The 19,502-nt window shown below is 60.6% G+C and carries 24 protein-coding genes; 21 read left to right on the forward strand and 3 right to left on the reverse strand.

What is annotated here, in order from left to right; genetic code table 11:
* Positions 1–48 precede the first annotated feature (48 nt).
* The 3 genes from ACOQOU_RS07425 to ACOQOU_RS07435 all read left to right on the forward strand — a co-directional run bounded on the left by ACOQOU_RS07425 (position 49) and on the right by ACOQOU_RS07435 (position 2,317).
* Complete coding sequence (locus ACOQOU_RS07425; protein WP_306024941.1) at positions 49–678, forward strand: EF-hand domain-containing protein; 630 nt, start codon at positions 49–51, stop codon at positions 676–678.
* A gap of 35 nt (positions 679–713) precedes the next feature.
* Positions 714–1,100 (forward strand): DUF302 domain-containing protein, encoded by a 387-nt coding sequence (locus ACOQOU_RS07430; protein WP_109765423.1) that lies wholly within the window; start codon positions 714–716, stop codon positions 1,098–1,100.
* A 158-nt stretch (positions 1,101–1,258) separates the two neighbouring features.
* Positions 1,259–2,317 carry a hypothetical protein gene (locus ACOQOU_RS07435; RefSeq protein ID WP_306024940.1) on the forward strand — a complete coding sequence of 353 codons (1,059 nt, stop codon included), beginning with the start codon at positions 1,259–1,261 and terminating at the stop codon, positions 2,315–2,317.
* On the opposite strand, the gene ACOQOU_RS07440 is transcribed toward ACOQOU_RS07435, so the two are convergent.
* Genes ACOQOU_RS07440 through ACOQOU_RS07450 form a run of 3 tightly spaced genes read right to left on the reverse strand, consistent with a single transcriptional unit; the run spans position 2,232 to position 5,615 of the window.
* Positions 2,232–3,242, reverse strand: coding sequence for a DMT family transporter (locus tag ACOQOU_RS07440; protein WP_109765767.1), 1,011 nt, complete (start codon positions 3,240–3,242; stop codon positions 2,232–2,234). The genes ACOQOU_RS07435 and ACOQOU_RS07440 overlap by 86 nt on opposite strands.
* Positions 3,243–3,299: 57 nt before the next feature.
* On the reverse strand, positions 3,300–5,402 hold the full coding sequence (locus ACOQOU_RS07445; RefSeq protein ID WP_420578862.1) for a copper-translocating P-type ATPase: 2,103 nt from the start codon (positions 5,400–5,402) through the stop codon (positions 3,300–3,302).
* A gap of 9 nt (positions 5,403–5,411) precedes the next feature.
* Positions 5,412–5,615 (reverse strand): YHS domain-containing protein, encoded by a 204-nt coding sequence (locus ACOQOU_RS07450; protein ID WP_375566093.1) that lies wholly within the window; start codon positions 5,613–5,615, stop codon positions 5,412–5,414.
* Positions 5,616–5,931: 316 nt separating this feature from the next.
* Between ACOQOU_RS07450 and ACOQOU_RS07455 the strand changes: the two genes are divergently transcribed.
* The 18 genes from ACOQOU_RS07455 (at position 5,932) to ACOQOU_RS07540 (ending at position 19,354) form a co-directional block, all read left to right on the forward strand.
* Entirely contained in the window at positions 5,932–7,185 is a 1,254-nt protein-coding gene (locus ACOQOU_RS07455; protein WP_420578863.1) for a class I SAM-dependent methyltransferase, read from the forward strand.
* A gap of 109 nt (positions 7,186–7,294) precedes the next feature.
* Positions 7,295–7,729 carry a hypothetical protein gene (locus tag ACOQOU_RS07460; protein WP_158585210.1) on the forward strand — a complete coding sequence of 145 codons (435 nt, stop codon included), beginning with the start codon at positions 7,295–7,297 and terminating at the stop codon, positions 7,727–7,729.
* 137 nt (positions 7,730–7,866) lie between these two features.
* Positions 7,867–8,223 carry a copper resistance CopC family protein gene (locus ACOQOU_RS07465; RefSeq protein ID WP_306024938.1) on the forward strand — a complete coding sequence of 119 codons (357 nt, stop codon included), beginning with the start codon at positions 7,867–7,869 and terminating at the stop codon, positions 8,221–8,223.
* 3 nt (positions 8,224–8,226) lie between these two features.
* A complete protein-coding gene (locus tag ACOQOU_RS07470; protein ID WP_109765430.1) occupies positions 8,227–9,105 on the forward strand; it encodes a copper resistance D family protein in 879 nt (292 codons plus the stop codon).
* Positions 9,106–9,113: 8 nt separating this feature from the next.
* Entirely contained in the window at positions 9,114–10,511 is a 1,398-nt protein-coding gene (locus tag ACOQOU_RS07475; protein WP_306024937.1) for a multicopper oxidase family protein, read from the forward strand.
* A 472-nt stretch (positions 10,512–10,983) separates the two neighbouring features.
* A complete protein-coding gene (locus ACOQOU_RS07480) occupies positions 10,984–12,237 on the forward strand; it encodes a type II glyceraldehyde-3-phosphate dehydrogenase (protein ID WP_306024936.1) in 1,254 nt (417 codons plus the stop codon).
* 141 nt (positions 12,238–12,378) lie between these two features.
* The gene (locus ACOQOU_RS07485) at positions 12,379–12,717 is read left to right on the forward strand and encodes a hypothetical protein (protein WP_375566097.1); all 339 of its coding nucleotides are present in this window, start codon (positions 12,379–12,381) and stop codon (positions 12,715–12,717) included.
* A 59-nt stretch (positions 12,718–12,776) separates the two neighbouring features.
* Complete coding sequence (locus tag ACOQOU_RS07490; protein WP_306024934.1) at positions 12,777–13,328, forward strand: L,D-transpeptidase; 552 nt, start codon at positions 12,777–12,779, stop codon at positions 13,326–13,328.
* Positions 13,325–13,618 (forward strand): DUF2933 domain-containing protein, encoded by a 294-nt coding sequence (locus ACOQOU_RS07495; RefSeq protein ID WP_109765439.1) that lies wholly within the window; start codon positions 13,325–13,327, stop codon positions 13,616–13,618. Before ACOQOU_RS07490 ends, ACOQOU_RS07495 begins: the two co-directional genes overlap by 4 nt.
* A gap of 8 nt (positions 13,619–13,626) precedes the next feature.
* Positions 13,627–14,085, forward strand: a complete 459-nt coding sequence (locus tag ACOQOU_RS07500) for a DUF411 domain-containing protein (RefSeq protein ID WP_245412800.1) — start codon at positions 13,627–13,629, stop codon at positions 14,083–14,085.
* Between the two features lie 43 nt (positions 14,086–14,128).
* Positions 14,129–14,626, forward strand: coding sequence for a c-type cytochrome (locus tag ACOQOU_RS07505; protein WP_109765443.1), 498 nt, complete (start codon positions 14,129–14,131; stop codon positions 14,624–14,626).
* Positions 14,623–15,630: a cation diffusion facilitator family transporter gene (locus ACOQOU_RS07510; protein WP_245412799.1), complete on the forward strand. Its 1,008-nt coding sequence runs from the start codon at positions 14,623–14,625 to the stop codon at positions 15,628–15,630. Before ACOQOU_RS07505 ends, ACOQOU_RS07510 begins: the two co-directional genes overlap by 4 nt.
* A 197-nt stretch (positions 15,631–15,827) precedes the next feature.
* Entirely contained in the window at positions 15,828–16,394 is a 567-nt protein-coding gene (locus ACOQOU_RS07515) for a hypothetical protein (RefSeq protein ID WP_306024933.1), read from the forward strand.
* Positions 16,395–16,506: 112 nt separating this feature from the next.
* A complete protein-coding gene (locus tag ACOQOU_RS07520) occupies positions 16,507–16,845 on the forward strand; it encodes a DUF5676 family membrane protein (protein WP_196780302.1) in 339 nt (112 codons plus the stop codon).
* The gene (petA, locus tag ACOQOU_RS07525) at positions 16,842–17,393 is read left to right on the forward strand and encodes a ubiquinol-cytochrome c reductase iron-sulfur subunit (protein WP_306024932.1); all 552 of its coding nucleotides are present in this window, start codon (positions 16,842–16,844) and stop codon (positions 17,391–17,393) included. Before ACOQOU_RS07520 ends, petA begins: the two co-directional genes overlap by 4 nt.
* A 160-nt stretch (positions 17,394–17,553) precedes the next feature.
* Positions 17,554–17,922: a hypothetical protein gene (locus ACOQOU_RS07530; protein ID WP_306024931.1), complete on the forward strand. Its 369-nt coding sequence runs from the start codon at positions 17,554–17,556 to the stop codon at positions 17,920–17,922.
* Between the two features lie 73 nt (positions 17,923–17,995).
* Positions 17,996–18,568, forward strand: coding sequence for an RNA polymerase sigma factor (locus ACOQOU_RS07535; protein ID WP_306024930.1), 573 nt, complete (start codon positions 17,996–17,998; stop codon positions 18,566–18,568).
* 135 nt (positions 18,569–18,703) lie between these two features.
* Positions 18,704–19,354: an RNA polymerase sigma factor gene (locus ACOQOU_RS07540; RefSeq protein ID WP_306024929.1), complete on the forward strand. Its 651-nt coding sequence runs from the start codon at positions 18,704–18,706 to the stop codon at positions 19,352–19,354.
* The last annotated feature ends 148 nt before the right edge of the window (positions 19,355–19,502 follow it).

Here is a 19,502-nt window from a genome sequence, read left to right on the forward strand (position 1 = left end):
TGCTCACATGGTTGGCATCGAAACCGATTTCCAATGTGAGGTGATGTCATGAAACGCAAATCGATAATCGCTCTGAGCGCCGTTGCGGCCCTCGGCACCGCTGCCGCCTTTCCGGCCTTCGCCCAGGCCTCGATGGGAGGCCACCATCCCGGCGGACAATGGGGCGGTCCAGGTTTCGGCATAATGGGCGGCATGGCAGGTCAAGGCATGCGACCAGGACAAGCCGGTGGCATGATGGGAAACCAGCAAGACATGATGCCCATGATGATGCAGATGCATCGGCAAATGATGAGCGGTTCGGGGCCCATGGGTGGCATGATGACGGGCATGGGTCCCATGGCATTGATGATGGATGGGTTTGACGCCGACGAGGATGGGTTCGTCAGCGCGGACGAAATGCGTATGGGTCTCGCAGGCCAGCTTGAGGCGTACGACGAAGACGGCAGTGGAACTCTGTCCATCGACGAGTTCGAGACACTCCACAATGCCACATTTCGCGCGCGCATGGTGGACCGGTTTCAGGCGCTCGACGAAGATGGTGACGGTAAGGTGACTGACGCCGAATTCACGGCACCGGCCCGGATGATCGAGCGCATGGAGCAGATGCGCGCCGTGATGATGCAGCCGGGCAGTGGCACGATGGACGATGATGATCGCCCAATGATGGACGACAACTGACGCCCCAAGACATTTGATCAAGTGCGAGAAGTCCGATGAGCTACACCATGACCCGTTTGATTGCCGACGGTGATTTCGAGACGGTCGATGCGAAAGTTCGCGATGCCCTTGCCGACAAAGGTTTTGGCATCCTGACCGAGATCGACGTCAAAGCAACAATGAAGAAAAAGATCGGCAAGGAGATGCCGTCCTACCGGATCCTGGGGGCCTGCAATCCGGAAATGGCCTGGGAAGCGATCGCGATCGAGCCACGTGTCGGTGCCATGTTGCCGTGCAACGTCATCATCAGACAAACCCGGGATGGAGTCGAAGTCAGCGCGGTCGATCCTGTGGCCTCGATGAAGGCCATCGACAATGACGACCTGGTTCAGGTGGCCGGCGAAGTCCGGGACATGTTGTCAGAGGTTGTCGCATCGGTGTGACGCGCGAGCCGACAAGCGTTCCGGTTTTCGGCTTGTTGTTCTGATCGGCGCGGTTTCGGTCGTGGCAATGTTTTTTTGCCTTCGAGCAGAGAGGTCCAACCAGGGCTCAAAATAGGAACAAGCAATTGACACCCGATAGCATTGCGCGCGACACGGACATGACGGCGCAGGTGTGGATCATCGGCGGTTACGGCGACGTCGGCCGCAAGCTTGCCGGCATGCTTGCACGGGATTGCAGGCTTTCCGTCGTCATCGCGGGCCGGGATGGCAGCAAGGCCGACGCCGCGGCGGCCGCGATCGGGCCGCAGATCCGTGGTGTGGGTCTTGATGTCACATATGCCGATGCCGAAAAACTGCCGCCTGCGGCTTACGTCAACCTTGTCGAAGCGACACCTCCCGATCTCGTTGCAGCGCTGGTTTCCCGGGGAGCGCGCATGATCGAATCTTCAGCAACACCAACCTACCTCAAGGCATTGGAATACGCAGTGAAAGAACGCCCGGGGCCGGGCCTCCTGGCCCTCAATGCCGGCGTTTCACCTGGATTGACCAACGTGATGGCGGCAGCCCTCAAGCGCCGCTTCCCGGATACGCGCAGCGCCGATATCGTGATCGAGATCGGCATGGGCCGGCATCATGGCAACGCGGCGACCCGGTGGACCTTCGCCAGCATGGGCGCGGATTATCCGGCCTGGCATGAGGGTAACGAGACCCGCGTTCGGCCCGGCGCACTCAGCCGAAAGGTGCGTTTTGAAGGCGACCGGTCCGCACGCCTTGCTCTTGGCTTCGGTTTTTCCGATCAGATTGCAATCGGCCGGCAACTAAATCTCGACGGTGCTTGGACTTTTCTTGCCGTCGATCCGCCTTGGGTGACCCGGGCGATTCTAGCGACGCTTCGTGCCGGGCTCGGAGCGGTTCTGGCAGGTCAGGCCGGGCGGTTGACGGACCTGTTCGCGCGCGGGCCGACCATGGGCCGCTCGGGAACACGTCTCCTTGTCGAAGGCCACGATGACGCCGGGAGTGTATCGGGGCGGATCGAGATACATACGGGTAGTCAGGCGGCGGCGACGGCCGCCATGCTCGCACTGGCCGTGCGCTCGGTTTTGGAGATTGACGCCTCCGGCATCGGCCAGTTCAACGATCTGGTGACGCTCGGCGATGCCGTGGCGGCTTTGAAGACGGCTGCGCCCGAAACGCGTGTTTTTGGCCGCGGCGACTGACTTCGTTGGTATCGCTTCGTCCATTTGACGCTAGATACACGCCAACAACAGAAATCACGGCGCCGGCGATCGTGATTGTCGTTATCGTCTCACCAAAATACGCCCAGCCGACGGTCAGGCCGATGATCGGCACCACAAAGCTGAACGAGACTGCCTGCGAGACAGAAAGGTGTGCCAGCGTGATCTGCCACATCCAGAACGCAAGTGCGGTGCCGGGCAGAGCGAGGCCAAGAAGCGAAACAAGGAACCTGCCGCTCCAGTTGACCTGTGTCGGATCTTCGAGCGCCATTGCGAGAATGGCCAGAAGCATGGCTCCGATGATCAACTGCAATCCCATCGCCATGACAGGCGCTACGCGCAAACCAAGCTGTCGAATGGCGATGTTGCCCGCGGCAACGCCCAATGTGGCCAGCAAGACATAGCCAAAGCCGACCGAACTTGTGCTTGAGGATCCTGCGCTGAAATTCGGTGTCGCGATCACGACGATTCCGGAAAAACCGATCATCAGTCCGGTCCAGCCCATCAGCCCGGCACGCTCTGCCAGAAAGGCTGCGGCGAGCAGTCCGGCAATCAGGGGCTGAGTGTTGGATATAACGGTTGCCAGACCCGGCGCAACGAACTCGGCTCCGTGAAACATGCCGAAGTAGCCGATGCCTGTCATGCCGACGCCCGCCAGCACGATCCAGCCCCACTCGATCCTCTGTTTGGGCCAGCTCGCGCCGGTGGCCAGCGCAACCAGCATCAGGGCCGCGCCGCCGATCAGGGCGCGCAAGGCGGCAAACGTCAGATGCGGGGCATCATCGAGCGCCAGTGCAATCAGCGGATAACACGATGCCCAAAGCGCCATGACGGCAATCGCCAACAATCGTGGTTTGGGGCCAGGGCCCAATAATCCGGCGGCAACGCACCTGGCCCTAGCTGCCATCGTCCGGGCGACATGCGTTGACACGGACCAAGAGCAACAATTGATCGGCGACAATGCTCATCCGCCCGCTAGCGCTGACCGGTCCGCGCTTTGTGATGTTGCTGTGCCTGCCCCGTTCCGGTGCTTCTTGAGCGTCAACAACTGCGCGTTGACCGCGCAAATGACCGTGCTGGCCGACATGAAGATTGCACCGATTGCGGGGCTGAGGACGAGACCCCAGGGAAAAAACACCCCGGCGGCGGCGGGTATCGCAAACGCGTTGTAACCTGTCGCCCAAGCAAGGTTCTGGATCATCTTGCCGTAGGTCGCCCGGGCCAGGCCGAGGATAGCGGCAACATCGCCGGGATCGGACCGCACCAGAATGATGTCGGCCGTTTCGATCGCGACGTCGGTCCCTGCGCCGACGGCGATACCCACATTGGCCTGTGCCAGGGCGGGAGCATCGTTGACGCCGTCGCCGGTCATCGCAACGATCAATCCACGGCTCTGTATCTCCTTGACTGTATCTGCTTTCTGCTGTGGCAGAACCTCGGCGATCACTTCATCAAGACCGATCTCCTCGCCGACCCAACTGGCAACCTGCTGATTGTCGCCGGTGAGCATGATGCAGCGTATGCCCATGGCCTGCAGATCGGCGATCGCTTGTCTGGATTCCGGCCGGATGATGTCGGCAAGCGCGATAGCGCCAGCAAGTTCATCATCGATGAGCACAAAGACCACGGTCTTGCCTTGCGCGCTCAGTTCTTCAAAACGCGGATCATCAATTGATATTCCCCGCGAGCGCACAAACCCGGGACTGACCACCTTTACGTCACGATCCTTGACCTTGCCCTCGGCACCCTTGCCGGCAATCGCCCTGAAATGGTCGACGGTCCAGATGTCTTCCGCATCGTTGACGATACCCTTTGCGATCGGATGTTCGGACTGCATTTCGACGGCCGCCGCATAGGAGACGATGTCACGCGCACCGAAGGCTTCGTCGAAGACCAGAGTATCGGTGATGCCGAACTCGCCCTTGGTCAGCGTGCCGGTTTTATCGAAGATGATTGCCTCGGTGTTTCGCGCTTCCTCGAACGCGGTCCGGTCGCGAATGAGCAGACCGTTGGAAGCTGCGATCGCGGTCGAGCGCGCGACGACAAGCGGAACGGCGAGGCCAAGCGCATGCGGACAGGCTATGACCATAACGGTGACGGCGCGTTCCATGGCGAAAGCGAAGTCTTGGCCGGTGAGAAGTGTCCAGAAAAGAACCGTGACAAGCCCGCCTCCAAGGGCGATGAAAGTCAGCCAGCGCGCCGCATTGTTCGCCAGATCCTGGGTTTTCGACTTGCTGGCTTGCGCCTCTTCGACCAGTTTGATGACGCTTGACAGAAAACTGTCTTCACCCGTCTTGGCGACTCTGATCGTCAATGCTCCTTCGCCATTGATCGATCCGCCGATCACCTCGGCGTCGGGCGCCTTGTGAATCGGCTTGGACTCCCCGGTGAGCATGGATTCGTTCAAAGACGATTCGCCCTTCACGATGACCGCGTCGGCGGGAACCTTCTCACCCGGTTTGACAAGAAGCGTCTCGCCGCCTTGCAGTTCTGAAACGGCGATTTCGCGAACGCTGCCATCGGCTTCGACCAGATGTGCCGTGTCCGGCATCAAGCTGGCAAGTTTCTCCAGGGCCTTGCCCGCACCCATGACCGACTTCATCTCGATCCAGTGCCCAAGCAGCATGATCGCAATCAGCGTCGCGAGCTCCCAGAAGAAGGTCTCCTCGCTGCCGATCACGACCATGGCCATGGAATAGGCATAGGCGGCAGTGATGGCGACTGCGATCAGCGTCATCATTCCGGTGCGGCCGGAGCGGACCTCGGACCAAAGGCCGGTCAGAAAGGGCCAGCCTCCGTAGAAGTAGACAAGCGTCGACAGCGCTGCGAGCACATAGCTGTCGCCTCCAAATTCGAGGGCTTCTTCAAGGCCGAGCCATCCCTGGATCATCGGCGCAAGCGCGAGGATCGGGACGGTGGCGGCGAGCGTGGCCCAAAAGCGCTTTCTAAAATCGGCAATCATCGCCGCATGATCGTGTCCGCCATGCCCACCATGGCCGCGATGACCGCTCGCCTTGCCGCGAGAGTGATGAGTGTGGCGATTATGATGATTCAGAGTCTGTCCCATGGGTCCTTCTCAAGAGGCCTTCTTTTCCGATGGACTGTCGCCTTTTGGCTTTGGCGCCGACGCAAACGCCGATGGCTCCAGCCGGAACCGCCGGTGACAGACAGCCGAGCAGAAGAAATACTCCCATCCTTCGTGTTCCGCGCTTGCATAGACCTCGTCCAGGTCAATGTGACGTCCGCAAACCGGGTCCTTAACCTTCATGGCTGGCTCCATTAGCTGACCGACAGTTGCAGCGAGCGAAGAAACCTCCACACGCTGGTCAACGAGATCGATCCGGCCGTTCCTTTAACGGACGCAGCAGGCGTCAAAGCGTTACACATCGAACAGGTCGGGCGGTGCCCGATCGGGTGCATCGCTTTTTGAACGGCGCTGGACGGCGCCATTGCGCCCCGATCCTTGAGCCGGCCGTCCGGACAGTGATTTGCATCGCGGCCAATTGTAACCCGGCCGGACGGCCGGCGTCCTTTTTCCTGCCAACCAATGCTCTAATGTCGAGACATCACGCGTTGCGGACCGGCGGGAAAGGAGGATGTGCGTGGCAATTGGTGCAAAGCTGCTGGATCGCCTGCTGAAACGACAGATCCAGATCGGGCGTCTTGACCTGACATATCCGGACGGCGGCAAGATCATATACGGTCAGCGGACTGCGGTGCCGGTGCGCGCCCAAATCAAAGACGCGCGCTGGATCGGGCGCATCCTGCGCAATCCCGAACTGCGAGTCGGCGAGGCCTACATGGACGGCGCGCTGACACTTTGTGACCGGTCGATTTACCACCTGCTCGATCTCGTCTGGACCAATATCTATGGTGATGACGGCACGGCTCAAAACAGAGGTTCGGCCTGGTTGTCACGGATGATGCAGGGCCCCAATCCGCCGTCCCGGGCTCGTCGCAACGTCGCGCACCACTACGACCTGGGCGATGCGCTCTACCGACTGTTTCTCGATGACGACATGCAGTATTCGTGTGCCTACTTCGCCCGGCCCGACATGTCGTTGGACGAGGCGCAGGCCGCCAAGAAAGCGCACATTGCCCGCAAGCTTGCGATCAAGCCGGGTCACCGGGTTCTCGACATCGGCTCGGGCTGGGGCGGATTGGCGCTTGGCCTGGCCCGGCTCGGAGCGTCGGATGTTCTTGGCATCACGCTGTCATCGGAACAGCTTGCCACAGCCCGCAAGCGCGCGACCGAACAGGGGTTGGGCAACCAAGTCCATTTCGAACTTGCCGATTACCGCTCGCTTGACGGCCAGTTCGACCGCATCGTCTCGGTCGGCATGCTCGAACATGTCGGCGCACGGCATTACTCCGAATACTTCGCTCGGATCGCCAGGCTCTTGTCCGATGACGGCGTTGCGCTCATTCATACCATCGGGCGGACGACGCCGCCGGGCGTGACAAATCCGTGGATCGACAAATACATCTTCCCCGGCGGCTACATCCCGGCGCTTTCCGAACTCATGCGGCACATCGAGCAACTTCGGCTTCATGTGCTGGATATCGAGGTCTTGCGACTGCACTATGCCGAAACGCTCAGGGCCTGGCGCAAGCGGTTCCTCGATAATGCTGATCAGGCTGCCGCGCTCTATGATGAGCGCTTCGTGCGCATGTGGGATTTCTACCTGTCCGGCAGCGAATTGTCGTTCCGCCACGGCGATCATGTCGTCTTCCAACTCCAATTGGGCCGCCGTCAGGACGCGGTCCCTCTGGTCCGCGACTACCTCTACCTCCGATCCCCTCAAGACGCGGCGACAGCGGCAAACAACGCTGCAACGCAAAGGGTTTGACGCATCTGCCGTCGAGCCATCGACGCGGTGTTGGCAACGCGCGGCCATCTGGCACGGAAGATAGATGTCTTCTTAAGCAATTTTGCTGACACTTTGGCTGTCAGGCGACATGACTTGGTCACATTCGGTGCCTAACAGCGCCTTCGACAACGGCACAGGATTCGTCGATTCGATGCGGATTGCGCACCGGCAGAAAAGGCTCATCGCGACATGGTTTTCCATGTTCGCCGTCCTGATGCTGTTTCTGGCAGGTGGCACGTTTGCGCATGCAGATGCGGTGAAGACACCGGCGTCTGACTGTTATTCGAGTTCCAAGTCGCCATCGGTCCACGCCGCTGGAGCGCATGAAACCAGCGGATGCAAGTCCAGTACGCCATCGCAATCCCTGCATTGTGGCGCCCATATTCTGTTGGCGCCGGCCGTCGCCGACTTGTCCGACACGACCGCAGATCACACGCCAATCGACTGGCCCGTCAAAGCTCTGACCGGTCGCTCGAACGCGCTGGATCCGCCCCCGCCCAGATATCCTTCTTCCTTGATCTGATAAGCAATCCCGGCGACCGTGAACGCCGCCGGCCCCAGTCCATTGAACGCTCATTGCCATGGTCGCACGATTGTCGGCCTGATGCCGATGACGGCGCAACGCGCAGCGTTGGACAAGGAAGAAAGAGGATACCAAGCATGAAGAAATCCATTGTGGCGCTTGCGGCGCTGCTGCTTGCAGCAACACCCGCCCTGTCCCATTCCGAAATGAACATGACCGAGCCTGCGGACGGAGCGACGCTCGATGCCGTCCCCGAAACGATCCAGCTGAAGTTCACGGCACCCGCGCGTGTGATGAAAGTGGAGATGATGCACACGAACGGCGCAGCCAGTCACACCAAGGCGATCGAAATACCGACATTCGCAATGGTTGATGCGATCAGCCTGACGCCTGAGTTCATGGGCGCTGGTCGATACGAGGTGAACTGGCGTGCTCTCGGGGAAGACGGCCATGTCATGACTGGCTCGTTTTCCTTCACCGTCGAAGGAGAATGAACCTTGGGCGATGTCTTCATGATTTGGAGCTTGCTTGCTGCCGCAAGCAAGCTGATTATCTACGTGGCGAGCTTCCTGGCGGTCGGCACGCTCTTGTTCCGCCTCGGTTTGCCGCGCGCCGGCGATGAAGTGGCGGATGCGCTGCGGCCGCTGGCGATCGCTGCCACGCTGATCGCCATAGCGGCGACACTGTTCCGTGTGCTGGTGCAAGCTGGACGGCTGATGGACGATTGGGGCGGCATGGTCGATCCCAACATCGTCATGATCAGTTTGCAGGGCCCCTTGGGTGAGTCCACCTACGTCCGCCTCGGAGGTTTGGCGCTGATCCTGCTCGCGGCGCTGTTCCGTCCAGTGCGGGCGCCGGCGACGTTGTTCGGCGCGATTATGGTCGCTGCTTCGTTTGCCCTGACCGGCCACGCCACCCGCGAACCGCAATGGCTGCTCGGTGGGCTGATCACGTTTCATTTGTTGGCGGTGGCCTATTGGTTTGGTGCGTTGGCCCCGCTGTACCGCTTGACCTTGTTCGATGGCGGTGCATCCCACGCCGCCGAGATCGCCGACCGGTTCGGCCGGCAAGCAAGTATCATCGTGCCCATGCTGATCCTCGCGGGAGGCACTTTTGCCTATGTTCTGCTTGGCGGTATCGAGCCGCTTTGGGCATCCGACTATGGGCGGGTTCTGATCGGCAAGCTGGTGCTCGTATCGATCGTGCTCGGTATCGCCGCGCTCAACAAATGGCGTTTCGTGCCGGCGCTGGCGGTTGATGCCGAGCGCGCGGCGCCGCGTTTCCGAAGATCGCTGCGATACGAAACCATGGCTTTTCTGCTGATCTTCACGGCAACCGCCTTGCTGACCACATCCTTCACCGTTCCAGTTTCTTGAGGTTCATGATGCACATCACACGCCGACATTTTGTGGGCGGGGCAGGTCTTGCTGCGCTCGCCGTCCAGTTTCCATCGCTCGCGCTCGCCCGCCAGGGCAGCTTCATCGATCTGGTTGCTGGTCCCTCCCAGCAAGCCATTTTCCAGCCGGATGGGCCGGCATCCGACCTATGGACGTACAACGGCTCGGCGCCCGGGCCAGAAATACGTGTGCGACGCGACGAGCGGGTACGGGTCCGTTTGGCCAACAACCTTGAAGAGCCAACATCCCTGCACTGGCATGGCATTCGTATCGACAACGCCATGGATGGCGTTGCCGGGCTGACACAGGAGCCGATCGAACCCGGCGAGAGCTTCGAGTATGACTTCGTCGCGCCCGATGCGGGTACCTATTGGTATCACGCCCACAACAAGAGCTGGAACCAGGTCGCGCGCGGCCTTTACGGACCGCTGATCGTCGACGAAGACGAGGTTCCCTTTGATCGGGCGCATGATCTGACGCTGGTCATCGACGATTGGCGGCTGGCCGGCGAAGGCACGCTGGATGTGGCAAGCCTCGGCTCGCTGATGGACTGGAGCCATGACGGGCGTTTGGGCAATTGGCTGACGGTCAATGGCCGGGCCATGCCGGTCAATATGTTGAATGCGGGTGAGCCTTACAGGCTTCGCCTGATCAACGCCTCCAACGCTCGAATCCTCGAAATCGATCCGAACCGTTTCGATGCAAAAGTGATCGCCTATGACGGGCAGGCTCTGCCCGAGCCGGTGCGCCTGACCTACGCGCCGCTCATGGTCGGTCCGGCGCAACGCGTCGACCTGCTGATCGTACCGCAAGCGGGATCGGATTTCGTCATCGAAGAGCTGTCGGGCGACACGCCATTTGCCTTTGCCGGGTTTGAAGTCCGGGGCGAAACGGCGGACGGGCCGGGTGTGCCGTCATTGCCGGTCAACGATCTGCCCGAACCTGAATTGGCTGGCGCACGGACGGTTCGCGTCGAGATGACGGGCGGTGCGATGGGCAACATCGGACGCGTTACCTACAATGGCAAAGTGCTCGAAGGCTCCGACTTCCGCGACACCGGCCAGGTCTGGGCGTTCAACGGTATCGCCAATCTTCCCGAGACGCCGCTATATTCGGCGCAACGCGGCGAAACGATCGTCATCGAGACCGTCAACAATACAGCGTTCGTTCACGCCATGCATGTCCACGGCCACCATTTCCGCGTCATCGAACGCTCGGGCAGCGAGATCGATGTTGGTCAGCCATGGCGGGATACGTTTCTCGTCGGGCCGCAACAGACAACCAGGATCGCCTTCGTTGCCGACAATCCCGGCAAGTGGCTCTATCACTGCCACATGCTCGAACACGCCGCGGGCGGCATGAACACATGGTTCGAGGTGACCTGAGCCAACGGCCAAGTGCAAGACATGCAATAGCGGTAGCAGACGATGGGCCGCCGTCTCGCATATTGTCCGCCTTCAAGCGGCCCGAACTGGTTTGGCGGGACAGCCGGCCTCCTCCAGCACCGCCACCAGATCCTCGACTGGTGCATTGGACGTCGCCCAATCTTGGCGACGTTTTTTCCTTCCGGCGTTCTCCGCTTCATCACTGGTGTTGAGTCATCGAACGGCTTGCCGCCGATCGCTTGGTCCGGATCATTTATCTGCGTTGCGATGAGCCGGCTCTGGCCATGACGGCCTGCGCCGAACCCGGCAGCCGGCCAGCGGAGTCGCGATACGCGCTGACGGAACAAGGTTCCCGTCGCATCGAGATGAGGCGCAATGGATCCCAAACTGTAACGAACGCTTCTTTCGAGCGTCCCTATTGGCGATCCCGCCGCGCCTGTCGCGGCGAGTTGGCCGACCGTGGGATACCGGAATGATAGACCCAGACAGAACCCGAACCCCGGCGTCCTTGACATTCGCATTTGGCCTGGCCCTTCCGGTCTTTCTGGCTGCCGCCGGCGTTCGCCTTTGGCACGTGAAACCAGCAAGCGACAATGGCGTCACCGAAAACGATTTAGGCAAGCGGATGACCGACCCGCAAGCGATGGAGGAACAAATGGCTGAAAACGACAGCACAAGAGTGGCCGTGAATGGCTATGGCGTCATCGGCAAACGCGTGGCCGATGCGATCGCCGCCCAGGATGACATGGAGTTGTCGGGGGTCGCCGACATCACCGGCGATTGGCGCGCTCATATCGTCAAACACAAGGGCTTCCAGCTTTACGCCGCGTCCGACGGCCATGCATCGCCAATGCAAGATGCTGGTCTCGAGATCGCTGGTGTTTTGGATGAATTGCTTGAACAATCGGACATCGTCGTCGACTGCACGCCAAAGCGGATCGCGGCGAAGAATGTCGAACTGTACCGCCGACACGGCATCAAATTCATCGTTCACGGCGGCGAAGCACATGATGTCACCGGCCATTCATTCGTGGCCGAAGCCAATTACGATAGCGCGGTTGATCGAAACAGCACCAGGGTCGTGTCGTGCAACACCACATCCATCGTGCGGACGTTGAGTGCCCTCAAAAGAGCAGGACTGCTGCGAAGAGCGCGCGGAACGCTCCTTCGCAGAGCGACCGATCCTTGGGAAAGTCATTTGGGCGGCATCATGAATACACTGGTTCCCGAGGCCACAATCCCAAGCCATCAAGGCCCGGATACGCAAAGCGTGGACCCCGATCTCGACGTGGTTACGATGGCCGTCAAGGTTCCCCAGACGCTGGCGCATTTGCACTATTGGACCGTTCAACTCACGCGAAACGTCGAGGAGGAGGAGGTGCTGAATGCCCTTCGGACGTCTTCGCGGATTGCGCTTGTGCGCGCCGGAGATGGGTTGAACGCCATCAATGCGATCAAAGAGATGATGGCCGACCTTTCCAGGCCTTACGACAGTCTCTACGAAGTTGCGGTGTGGGAAGACATGCTGAAGGTGCACGGCGACGAGTTGTTCTACGCTTACATGGTCGACAACCAGGCCATTGTGATCCCCGAAACCATCGACGCGATCAGAGCGCTTACCGGTACGATCAAGGATGGCCCTGAATCAATCGCCAAGACCGATGCGGCGCTGGATATCGGTCTGGCCGCGATTGGCGCACGGCTTGCCGCTCAAGGCAACCGCTAGAAAACTCCCGAGGCGGTCGAACCGGCGAAGACGCAGGAAGACGAAGGTCGTCGCCCTCGAGTTGACGATCTCATGGAGCCATACCATCTCGTGAAGAAGCCAGATGTGGAAAACCAAAAGAGATTGGTCTAAAACGGCAGCATGAAGCGCGTACTGAGCATGATCGTGATGCTGGCACTGGTGGCGGCAATGGCCGTCCCCGGCACGACGCTCGACGGAGCGTCGGGCTTCAAGGCGGATGCCGCCGGTCATGGCCAGTTGGCCGAGCTCAGCTTGGCGGACATGCTTGCCGATTGCTGCGGCGTCGAGGACAGCAAGATGCATCATGCCATGGGCGGTTGTGCCATGGATTGCGGCAACGCCGTGCCATCGATCATCGGCTTTCTCGCCGAAACGGACGCCGACCTCAGGATCACCCGTTCCGGAGCCGCGCCTGACGGCATAGCCCTACCCCAGTTTCGACCTCCGATTGCTGCCTGATTTCTCATAGCCGGCACCTTTCAGGGTGCCTTCGCGAAATCAGCCAATCGAGGTTTCTCATGATCACAAAGCGCACGTTTGTGCTGGGCGTTGCCGCCAGCGCATTTCTGCCTGGCTTGCCTGCCCGGGCCCATACGCCAACGCTCGACCCTAAATTCCTGCCGCAAAATGTCCGTATGTCGGGCTATGCGCCGGGCACTATCATCATCGACCCACGCAACCATTTTCTGTATCTGCAGCAAGGCGGCGGACAGGCACGGCGCTATGGCGTCGGCGTCGGCCGGGCAGGTCTGGCCTTCAAGGGCACGGCCGTCATCGGCCGCAAGGCCGAGTGGCCTCGCTGGACACCAACCCAAAACATGATCCGCCGCGAGCCGGAGAAGTACGCCCGCTATGCCGGCGGGGTCCCCGGCGGGCCGAACAATCCGCTCGGCGCGCGGGCGCTTTATCTCTACCGCAATGGCAGAGACACGCTCTACCGGATTCACGGCACCAACCAGCCGCAATCCATTGGGCAGTCGGTGTCCAATGGCTGTATTCGCATGATCAACGATCATGTGGTCGATCTGTATGAGCGCGTGCCGCTCGGCGCGAAGGTGGTGGTGCTATGAAGACGCCATACAATCCCTACCGGCGCTCCGTTCCGGCCATTCCGGCCAGCAAACAGTCGGGCAAAGAAACGGAACACTCGGTGTCCCATTGGCTGATGATGGCCTGTTGCGTGGCGATGGTCGCCGGCGTCGGGCTGATCGTTCTGGCGGCACCCGAAGGCCAACCCCTGACACAGCTGCTCTGGGCGGCCTCGCCGCTTCTGGCGTGTCTGGGCATGCATCTCGTGATGCACAAGCTGATCGGCACGAGTTGCCATTCCGAGAAATCGAAAAAGGATACCGAACAATGAAAAGGGCCATGATCGGGATCGCCGTTGCGGCCACCGTCGCAACACTTGCCTCAGCCTCCGCGCAAGAGGCCGATCCGGAAAAATCCATCCTCGTCTTCAAAACGCCGTGGTGCGGCTGCTGCCAGGTCTGGGCCGACAAGATGATCGAGGCCGGCTACACCGTCGAGACCCGCGACATGAACGATCTGTCGCTGATCAAGAAGCAGGGCGGAGTGACCGACCAATTGGCCGGCTGCCACACCTCGGTCATCGGCGGCGAACGCAAATACGTGCTCGAAGGTCACGTTCCAATTGCAGCCGTGGAAAAGCTGATGTCGGAGAAACCGGACGTTCGCGGCTTGGCCGTGCCTGGCATGCCGCAAGGGTCGCTGGGCATGGGATTCGATGACAACGCCCAATACAACGTTTATGCCTATTCGGATCGCAGCGGTGAACAGCCGGCAGTCTTCCTGCGGATGGGTCAATGACCCGACCCCGAATCTATCAGTCCTCGCCAGCCGGATCCTCGACATGAAGTCTCGGATCTGGCTTGGGGCAGGCGGAATTGCGGTTGCGGCGCTAGCCGCAGTGGCCGCGATCCGCCTGACAGGGGGCGGGGCGGATCCGGGCGGAGCCGAGCTCCTCCGCCCGGATCATGCGCCCACCGTGGCATTGGGCGAACCGCTCTATGAAGCCAATTGCGCGTCCTGCCATGGTGTCGACCTTAAAGGCGAGGTCGCCGATTGGCGCTCGCCCAAACCGGACGGATTGATGCCCGCGCCGCCGCATGATGAAACCGGCCACACCTGGCACCATCCCGATCAAGTGTTGTTCGACATCACCAAACTGGGTGTCGTGCGTGCAGCAAACCTCGAAAACTACCGGTCGGCCATGCCTGCCTATGAAGACATCCTGACCGACGACGAAATCATCGCGATCCTCAGCTACATCAAGAGCACGTGGCCCGCCGATGTTCGCGAACGCCATGACGAACTCAATCGCGTCTACTCTATGGAGCCTCGCTCGTGAGCGCTGATCAGGACGGAATGGAAAGCAACCATGCTGGTTCGGGCAAAGCGCGAACCGGCCACGGCGGACAGGGCCATGCCGGGCATCTGCCATCCAGCGGCCGGGCGCTGACTATCTCGGCCTGGTTGACCGGTGTCTATTTCGTTATCGAGTTGCTTGTCGGCCTGTGGACGGGTTCGGTGGCGGTGATCTCCGATGCCTTCCACACCTTCTCTGCCGTGGGCGGTGTGCTGGTTGCAATCGTTGCATCGCGGCTGGCTCGGAGACCTGCCGACCTGCGACGGACGTTCGGCTGGTATCGCGCCGAGATCATCGGCGCGCTGGTCAATGGCGCATTCCTGCTGGTCATGGCGCTGATTGTGATCGTGATGGGCGTCATGCGGTTGGGCGCGCCAATTCATCTGCCGACAGGGCCAATGTTGCTTGTCGCCAGTGGCGGTATCGTCACCGAAGTGATCGCGCTTTATCTGCTCTACCGCCAGCAGGGCCAGGACCTGAACATCCGCGGCGCCTATTGGCACATCATTCAGACCTTCGTCGGCAGCCTGATCATTATCGTCGCGGCGCTTGTCATCCAGTTCACCGGCTTCCTCGCCATCGATCCGCTGCTGGGTGTCGCGTTTGGCTTCGTTTTGCTGTGGGCGAGCTGGGGCATATTGCGAGATGCGGTCCACTTGTTGATGGACGGCACGCCGGACGACGTGTCGCTGTCCCGGGTCATCACGGCGCTGGAAGCTCTCGATGGCGTCTCCGATATCCACCATGTGCACGGCTGGGCGTTGACCAGCGGCCGCTACGTGTTCTCCGCTCACGTCCGCACAGCACCGGAATGGCACGGAGACGCCGGAGAATTGCTCCAGACGGCGCATGCGCTTCTGCGTGAACGCTTTGGCTTCTTCTTCGTGACGCTTCAGATCGAAACGGCATGTCTCGACGAAACCGCTTCGGACGCGATCGATGTGACACGCCGGACAGATCACGCAGCCCGGAAACCGCATGGCTGAACGGAAGCGAAGCCGCGAGATGATCGTTTCGATGATCGGAACGGCACACCGGCCAATCGACAAGGAAGGCAAAAGGAAATGATGGGTAATGGAATGATGGACAGTGCTTGGGGTATGGGCGGCATGGGCCTGATCGGTCTTCTGGTGCTGGTGTTTCTCGTGCTCGGCGTCGCCGCCCTCATCAAATATCTGATGCGATGAGTACCGGCACCCGCCCAACCCGGCCCGATCGCTCGCTTTGGGCCGTGCCGGAGGTGACGGTCGCCTTCCTGTCGTTTGTCCTGCATTATGTCTGGGAATTCCTGCAGGTGCCGACCTATGCCGGCATGGCGGACCTTAACCATTGGGAAGGCATCAAGATCTGCACATCGGCGACCGTCGGCGATGTCGGCTTCGCGCTGACCGCCTTCTGGATTACCGCATTGGCCGCACGATCGCGGCACTGGATTTCCGGGCCGAAACGCTGGCAACTCGGATTGTTCGTTGCCGTCGGTATCGCGCTGACCGTCGGCTTTGAATACTACTACACCGAGGTGTCGCTGCGCTGGACCTATTCGGACCTCATGCCACGCGTGCCGCCCTTCGGCACCGGCCTTTCCCCGCTCGTTCAATGGATCGTCGTTCCGCTCCTGGTCGTGAGCCTTGGAAGGCGGGTGCTCGGTCCCCGACAAAGCTCTTGCCGGTTTTGGATCGCACTCGACCGTCCGCATCGACAGCTTTCAGCGGCCGCGCGGGAAACGAGTCGGCGGGATGTCCGGCTGTAATGTTTGGAGGCTCGATCCGTCTAAAGCACCAGGTCGAGCCGTTGGGTGCGTCGTTTTCATCCAACCATTCGGAGATTGGAGCACAACGATGGCCAGACATTGGAGGAAAGCAATGACGGAAACCCGTTACACCACTTCGCTCGATCCGGCTGACAATCTGTCGATGCGCTACGCAACATCGCGACGGATACCGATCTTCGCATTGGGCATGAGCCTGGGAGTGTTTTTGGCCCTGACCTTCACCCTGTGTGTTGTTTTCGACCTGCTTGTTCCCGGACAGGCCATGTATCAGACTTGGCTGCGGCTGCTCCCGGGCTTCACATGGCTGAGCTGGCGGAGCTTCTTGTTGGGGCTGGCGGAGACTTTCGCCTATGGCTGGTATGTGGCCGTCATATTCGGGCCCCTTTACAACTTCTTTGCGGTGCGCGGGCAGCAGCCGGGGCGGTCATGAGCGACGCCAACAGCGACGACGATTCGCCGCCGCAAATCGAACGGCGCGATTTCCTGTTTGTTTCGACGGGCATGATGGCGGCTGTCGGAACGGCCGTCGCGGTGTGGCCATTCATCGACGCCATGAACCCGTCGGCTGATGTGCAAGCGCTTGCGACGACCGAAGTCGATTTGGAGCCAATCGCCGCCGGTCAGCGCATAACTGTGATCTGGCGCAGCCAACCGGTGTTCATCGAACGTCGGACGCCCGAGCAGGTTGCTCAAGCCAAGGCCGACGACGACAGTCCAGACCTGATCGACCCGGCCACCGATGCTTCCCGGGTAAAGTCCGAAGAATGGCTCGTTGTCGTCGGCGTTTGCACCCACTTGGGCTGCGTTCCCCTGGGCCAGCGAGAAGGTGATGAACGGGGTGAATGGGGCGGCTGGTTCTGCCCTTGCCACGGATCGCACTACGACACCTCCGGCAGGATTCGCAGGGGGCCGGCTCCGAGGAACCTCGTGGTGCCGCCTTATGAGTTGCGCGACGACGGTACGGTCCTGATCGGCTGAGAGGCATCATGGGCGACCGGCTTCGCGCCAGCCCCGTTCGCAGCAAAATCGTCACTGTCGACAGGCCGCCTGAAGATTGCCACCATGCGCGTGCTTGATCGCACCGGCGTACGGTCTCGCGTTCAAACCCTGAGCGATCGTAACCCAAGACGGCGATCAGATGCTGACAGGCCTGGTGAAGAAAAGGACGAAATGGAACCCTGCTCCGTTTTATCGGCGGTGGGGTATCGTTGTCCTCGTCTTGGTGGCGTCGATCGCATCGACCTATCCGGCGCTGGCCGCCCCGCTTGATGCGGAACCGGCGTGTTCACAAGCGCGGCTGTCTGATATCGCCAATGACACCGGACAAGGTGAAGGCACCAGCGCCTGTTGCCGCCCGGCCGGCGTTTGCTCTTTCGGGGTCCCTTCATCGGCGTTCGCCTTTATCGTCAGGCCGGCCAAAGCGACATGGCGCTTTGATCGCGCCGGTCCTGCACTGCCGACACTGACCTATTCTTACTTCCGGCCTCCCCGTCTCCCAGCCGCTTGACGACAAACGCCACGCGGGCACGACCAGTGATCGTGTCCGCATGGTCCAAATGGCTGACCTGTGGAGACCCTCGATGCACGCACCCGTTCGACAGAACGTGCCGAAGCCGCACGACAATCCAATTCACGACCGCTTGCTGGAATGCAGGCGCGAATTTCTCAATTATTTCCGCCGCCGCCTTAATCGACCGGAGGATGCTGAAGACGCCTTTCAAGACTTCTGTCTCAAGGTCATTCGGTCGGCGGAAAAGCTGGATGACGCAGCAAGGACCGACGCGTGGCTCCGCTGCATCCTTCGTAACACGCTCATCGATCACTATCGACGCCGCGCTGCTCGCCTGAGATGCGACGAGGCTTACAAGCGCGAACCGCAGCCGACCGCTCTTGATCCAGATCCGATCAATGACGTGGCCATATCGTGTCGCTGCGTTCGAGACGGTCTGACCACGCTGAGATGCGACTACGCGGAGATTTTGAAGCGAGCCGATCTCGACCAGGAACCACGCAGCCAAATTGCCGAAGATCTGGGTCTGACCGCGAACAATGTCGGCGTCCGCCTCCACCGCGCCCGCCGAGCCTTGAAGGCGAGCATCAAGCAATACTGTCCGATCTGCGCCGATGGGCGGTTCGCCGAGTGCGACTGCTGAGCAATCCTCGGACTCGCCCTACAGACCGATATCGCGGCGTGGCGCAGCGCACCCGTTTGCGGATCCGGCCTGGCCAATACCGAGGTGTAAAAAACCGCAAACCGGTGCGTCAAACTTACCTGGAGGATTGCAGTCTTGAGAAGCGGACCAAGTGAAGCCCTGCCCATCGATAATGAAGCATCATCCGATGCGCTTCACACTCCAGATGCTGCGGTGCGACGTGCGCTCGAAGAGAGCCACCGTCAGTTCTTTGGCTTTCTATGCCGTCGTATGGGCTCGGTTGAAGAAGCCGAAGACGTGCTGCAGGCGTTTATGCTCCGCGCTATCGAGCGGTCGGCCCAATTGCAGGATGTCAGGTCCGTGCGCGGGTGGCTCAGCCGCGTACTCGCAACGACCATCATCGACCATCAGCGTCGAGCGGCTCGTCGGCGGCAACGGGAGACCGTCATGGATCCTTTGGATATCCAGGAGCTTTCGACTGAGACGGATTTCGAGATCGACGAAGCAATCTGCAATTGCCTTTACAAGCTTCTGCCCACTCTGAAGCACGAATATGCCGAAATTCTCTGGCGGATCGACCTTCTCGAAGAGCCGCGCCAACGCGTGGCCAAAGCACTCGGTCTAAGCCTCAACAACCTGAATGTCCGGCTGCACCGGGGCCGCCAGGCCCTGAAAAAACGCCTCGAGGAGATGTGTCTGACTTGTCCCGTACACGGCTTCATGGACTGCAATTGCGATGCTGCCGCGCGAAACCGGCGGACGGGAGGAGGACCGGATCGTTCGTGATGCCGGGTCGCCCATGGGCGATGGGCCGCTCAGTTCCTGTCCGAAAACACCACGGGGCAATCGGGATGACCTTACGGCGGATGGAAGCGTTATCGATCAGTTTTGGACCATGACAAATCAAAAGAAGACGGATTCTTGGACCGCCGTC

The organism is Oceaniradius stylonematis, assembly GCF_965223445.1.
GTDB classification, from domain to species: domain Bacteria; phylum Pseudomonadota; class Alphaproteobacteria; order Rhizobiales; family Rhizobiaceae; genus Roseitalea; species Roseitalea stylonematis.

Excerpts from the sequence above, each read along its gene's own strand:
- ACOQOU_RS07425 (WP_306024941.1), top strand. The coding sequence starts at position 49 with ATGAAACGCAAATCGATAATCGCTCTGAGCGCCGTTGCGGCCCTCGGC.
- ACOQOU_RS07430 (WP_109765423.1), top strand. The coding sequence starts at position 714 with ATGAGCTACACCATGACCCGTTTGATTGCCGACGGTGATTTCGAGACG.
- ACOQOU_RS07435 (WP_306024940.1), top strand. The coding sequence starts at position 1,259 with ATGACGGCGCAGGTGTGGATCATCGGCGGTTACGGCGACGTCGGCCGC.
- ACOQOU_RS07440 (WP_109765767.1), bottom strand. The coding sequence starts at position 3,242 with ATGGCAGCTAGGGCCAGGTGCGTTGCCGCCGGATTATTGGGCCCTGGC.
- ACOQOU_RS07445 (WP_420578862.1), bottom strand. The coding sequence starts at position 5,402 with ATGGGACAGACTCTGAATCATCATAATCGCCACACTCATCACTCTCGC.
- ACOQOU_RS07450 (WP_375566093.1), bottom strand. The coding sequence starts at position 5,615 with ATGGAGCCAGCCATGAAGGTTAAGGACCCGGTTTGCGGACGTCACATT.
- ACOQOU_RS07455 (WP_420578863.1), top strand. The coding sequence starts at position 5,932 with ATGTGCGTGGCAATTGGTGCAAAGCTGCTGGATCGCCTGCTGAAACGA.
- ACOQOU_RS07460 (WP_158585210.1), top strand. The coding sequence starts at position 7,295 with ATGACTTGGTCACATTCGGTGCCTAACAGCGCCTTCGACAACGGCACA.
- ACOQOU_RS07465 (WP_306024938.1), top strand. The coding sequence starts at position 7,867 with ATGAAGAAATCCATTGTGGCGCTTGCGGCGCTGCTGCTTGCAGCAACA.
- ACOQOU_RS07475 (WP_306024937.1), top strand. The coding sequence starts at position 9,114 with ATGCACATCACACGCCGACATTTTGTGGGCGGGGCAGGTCTTGCTGCG.
- ACOQOU_RS07480 (WP_306024936.1), top strand. The coding sequence starts at position 10,984 with ATGATAGACCCAGACAGAACCCGAACCCCGGCGTCCTTGACATTCGCA.
- ACOQOU_RS07485 (WP_375566097.1), top strand. The coding sequence starts at position 12,379 with ATGAAGCGCGTACTGAGCATGATCGTGATGCTGGCACTGGTGGCGGCA.
- ACOQOU_RS07490 (WP_306024934.1), top strand. The coding sequence starts at position 12,777 with ATGATCACAAAGCGCACGTTTGTGCTGGGCGTTGCCGCCAGCGCATTT.
- ACOQOU_RS07495 (WP_109765439.1), top strand. The coding sequence starts at position 13,325 with ATGAAGACGCCATACAATCCCTACCGGCGCTCCGTTCCGGCCATTCCG.
- ACOQOU_RS07500 (WP_245412800.1), top strand. The coding sequence starts at position 13,627 with ATGATCGGGATCGCCGTTGCGGCCACCGTCGCAACACTTGCCTCAGCC.
- ACOQOU_RS07505 (WP_109765443.1), top strand. The coding sequence starts at position 14,129 with ATGAAGTCTCGGATCTGGCTTGGGGCAGGCGGAATTGCGGTTGCGGCG.
- ACOQOU_RS07515 (WP_306024933.1), top strand. The coding sequence starts at position 15,828 with ATGAGTACCGGCACCCGCCCAACCCGGCCCGATCGCTCGCTTTGGGCC.
- ACOQOU_RS07520 (WP_196780302.1), top strand. The coding sequence starts at position 16,507 with ATGACGGAAACCCGTTACACCACTTCGCTCGATCCGGCTGACAATCTG.
- petA (WP_306024932.1), top strand. The coding sequence starts at position 16,842 with ATGAGCGACGCCAACAGCGACGACGATTCGCCGCCGCAAATCGAACGG.
- ACOQOU_RS07530 (WP_306024931.1), top strand. The coding sequence starts at position 17,554 with ATGCTGACAGGCCTGGTGAAGAAAAGGACGAAATGGAACCCTGCTCCG.
- ACOQOU_RS07535 (WP_306024930.1), top strand. The coding sequence starts at position 17,996 with ATGCACGCACCCGTTCGACAGAACGTGCCGAAGCCGCACGACAATCCA.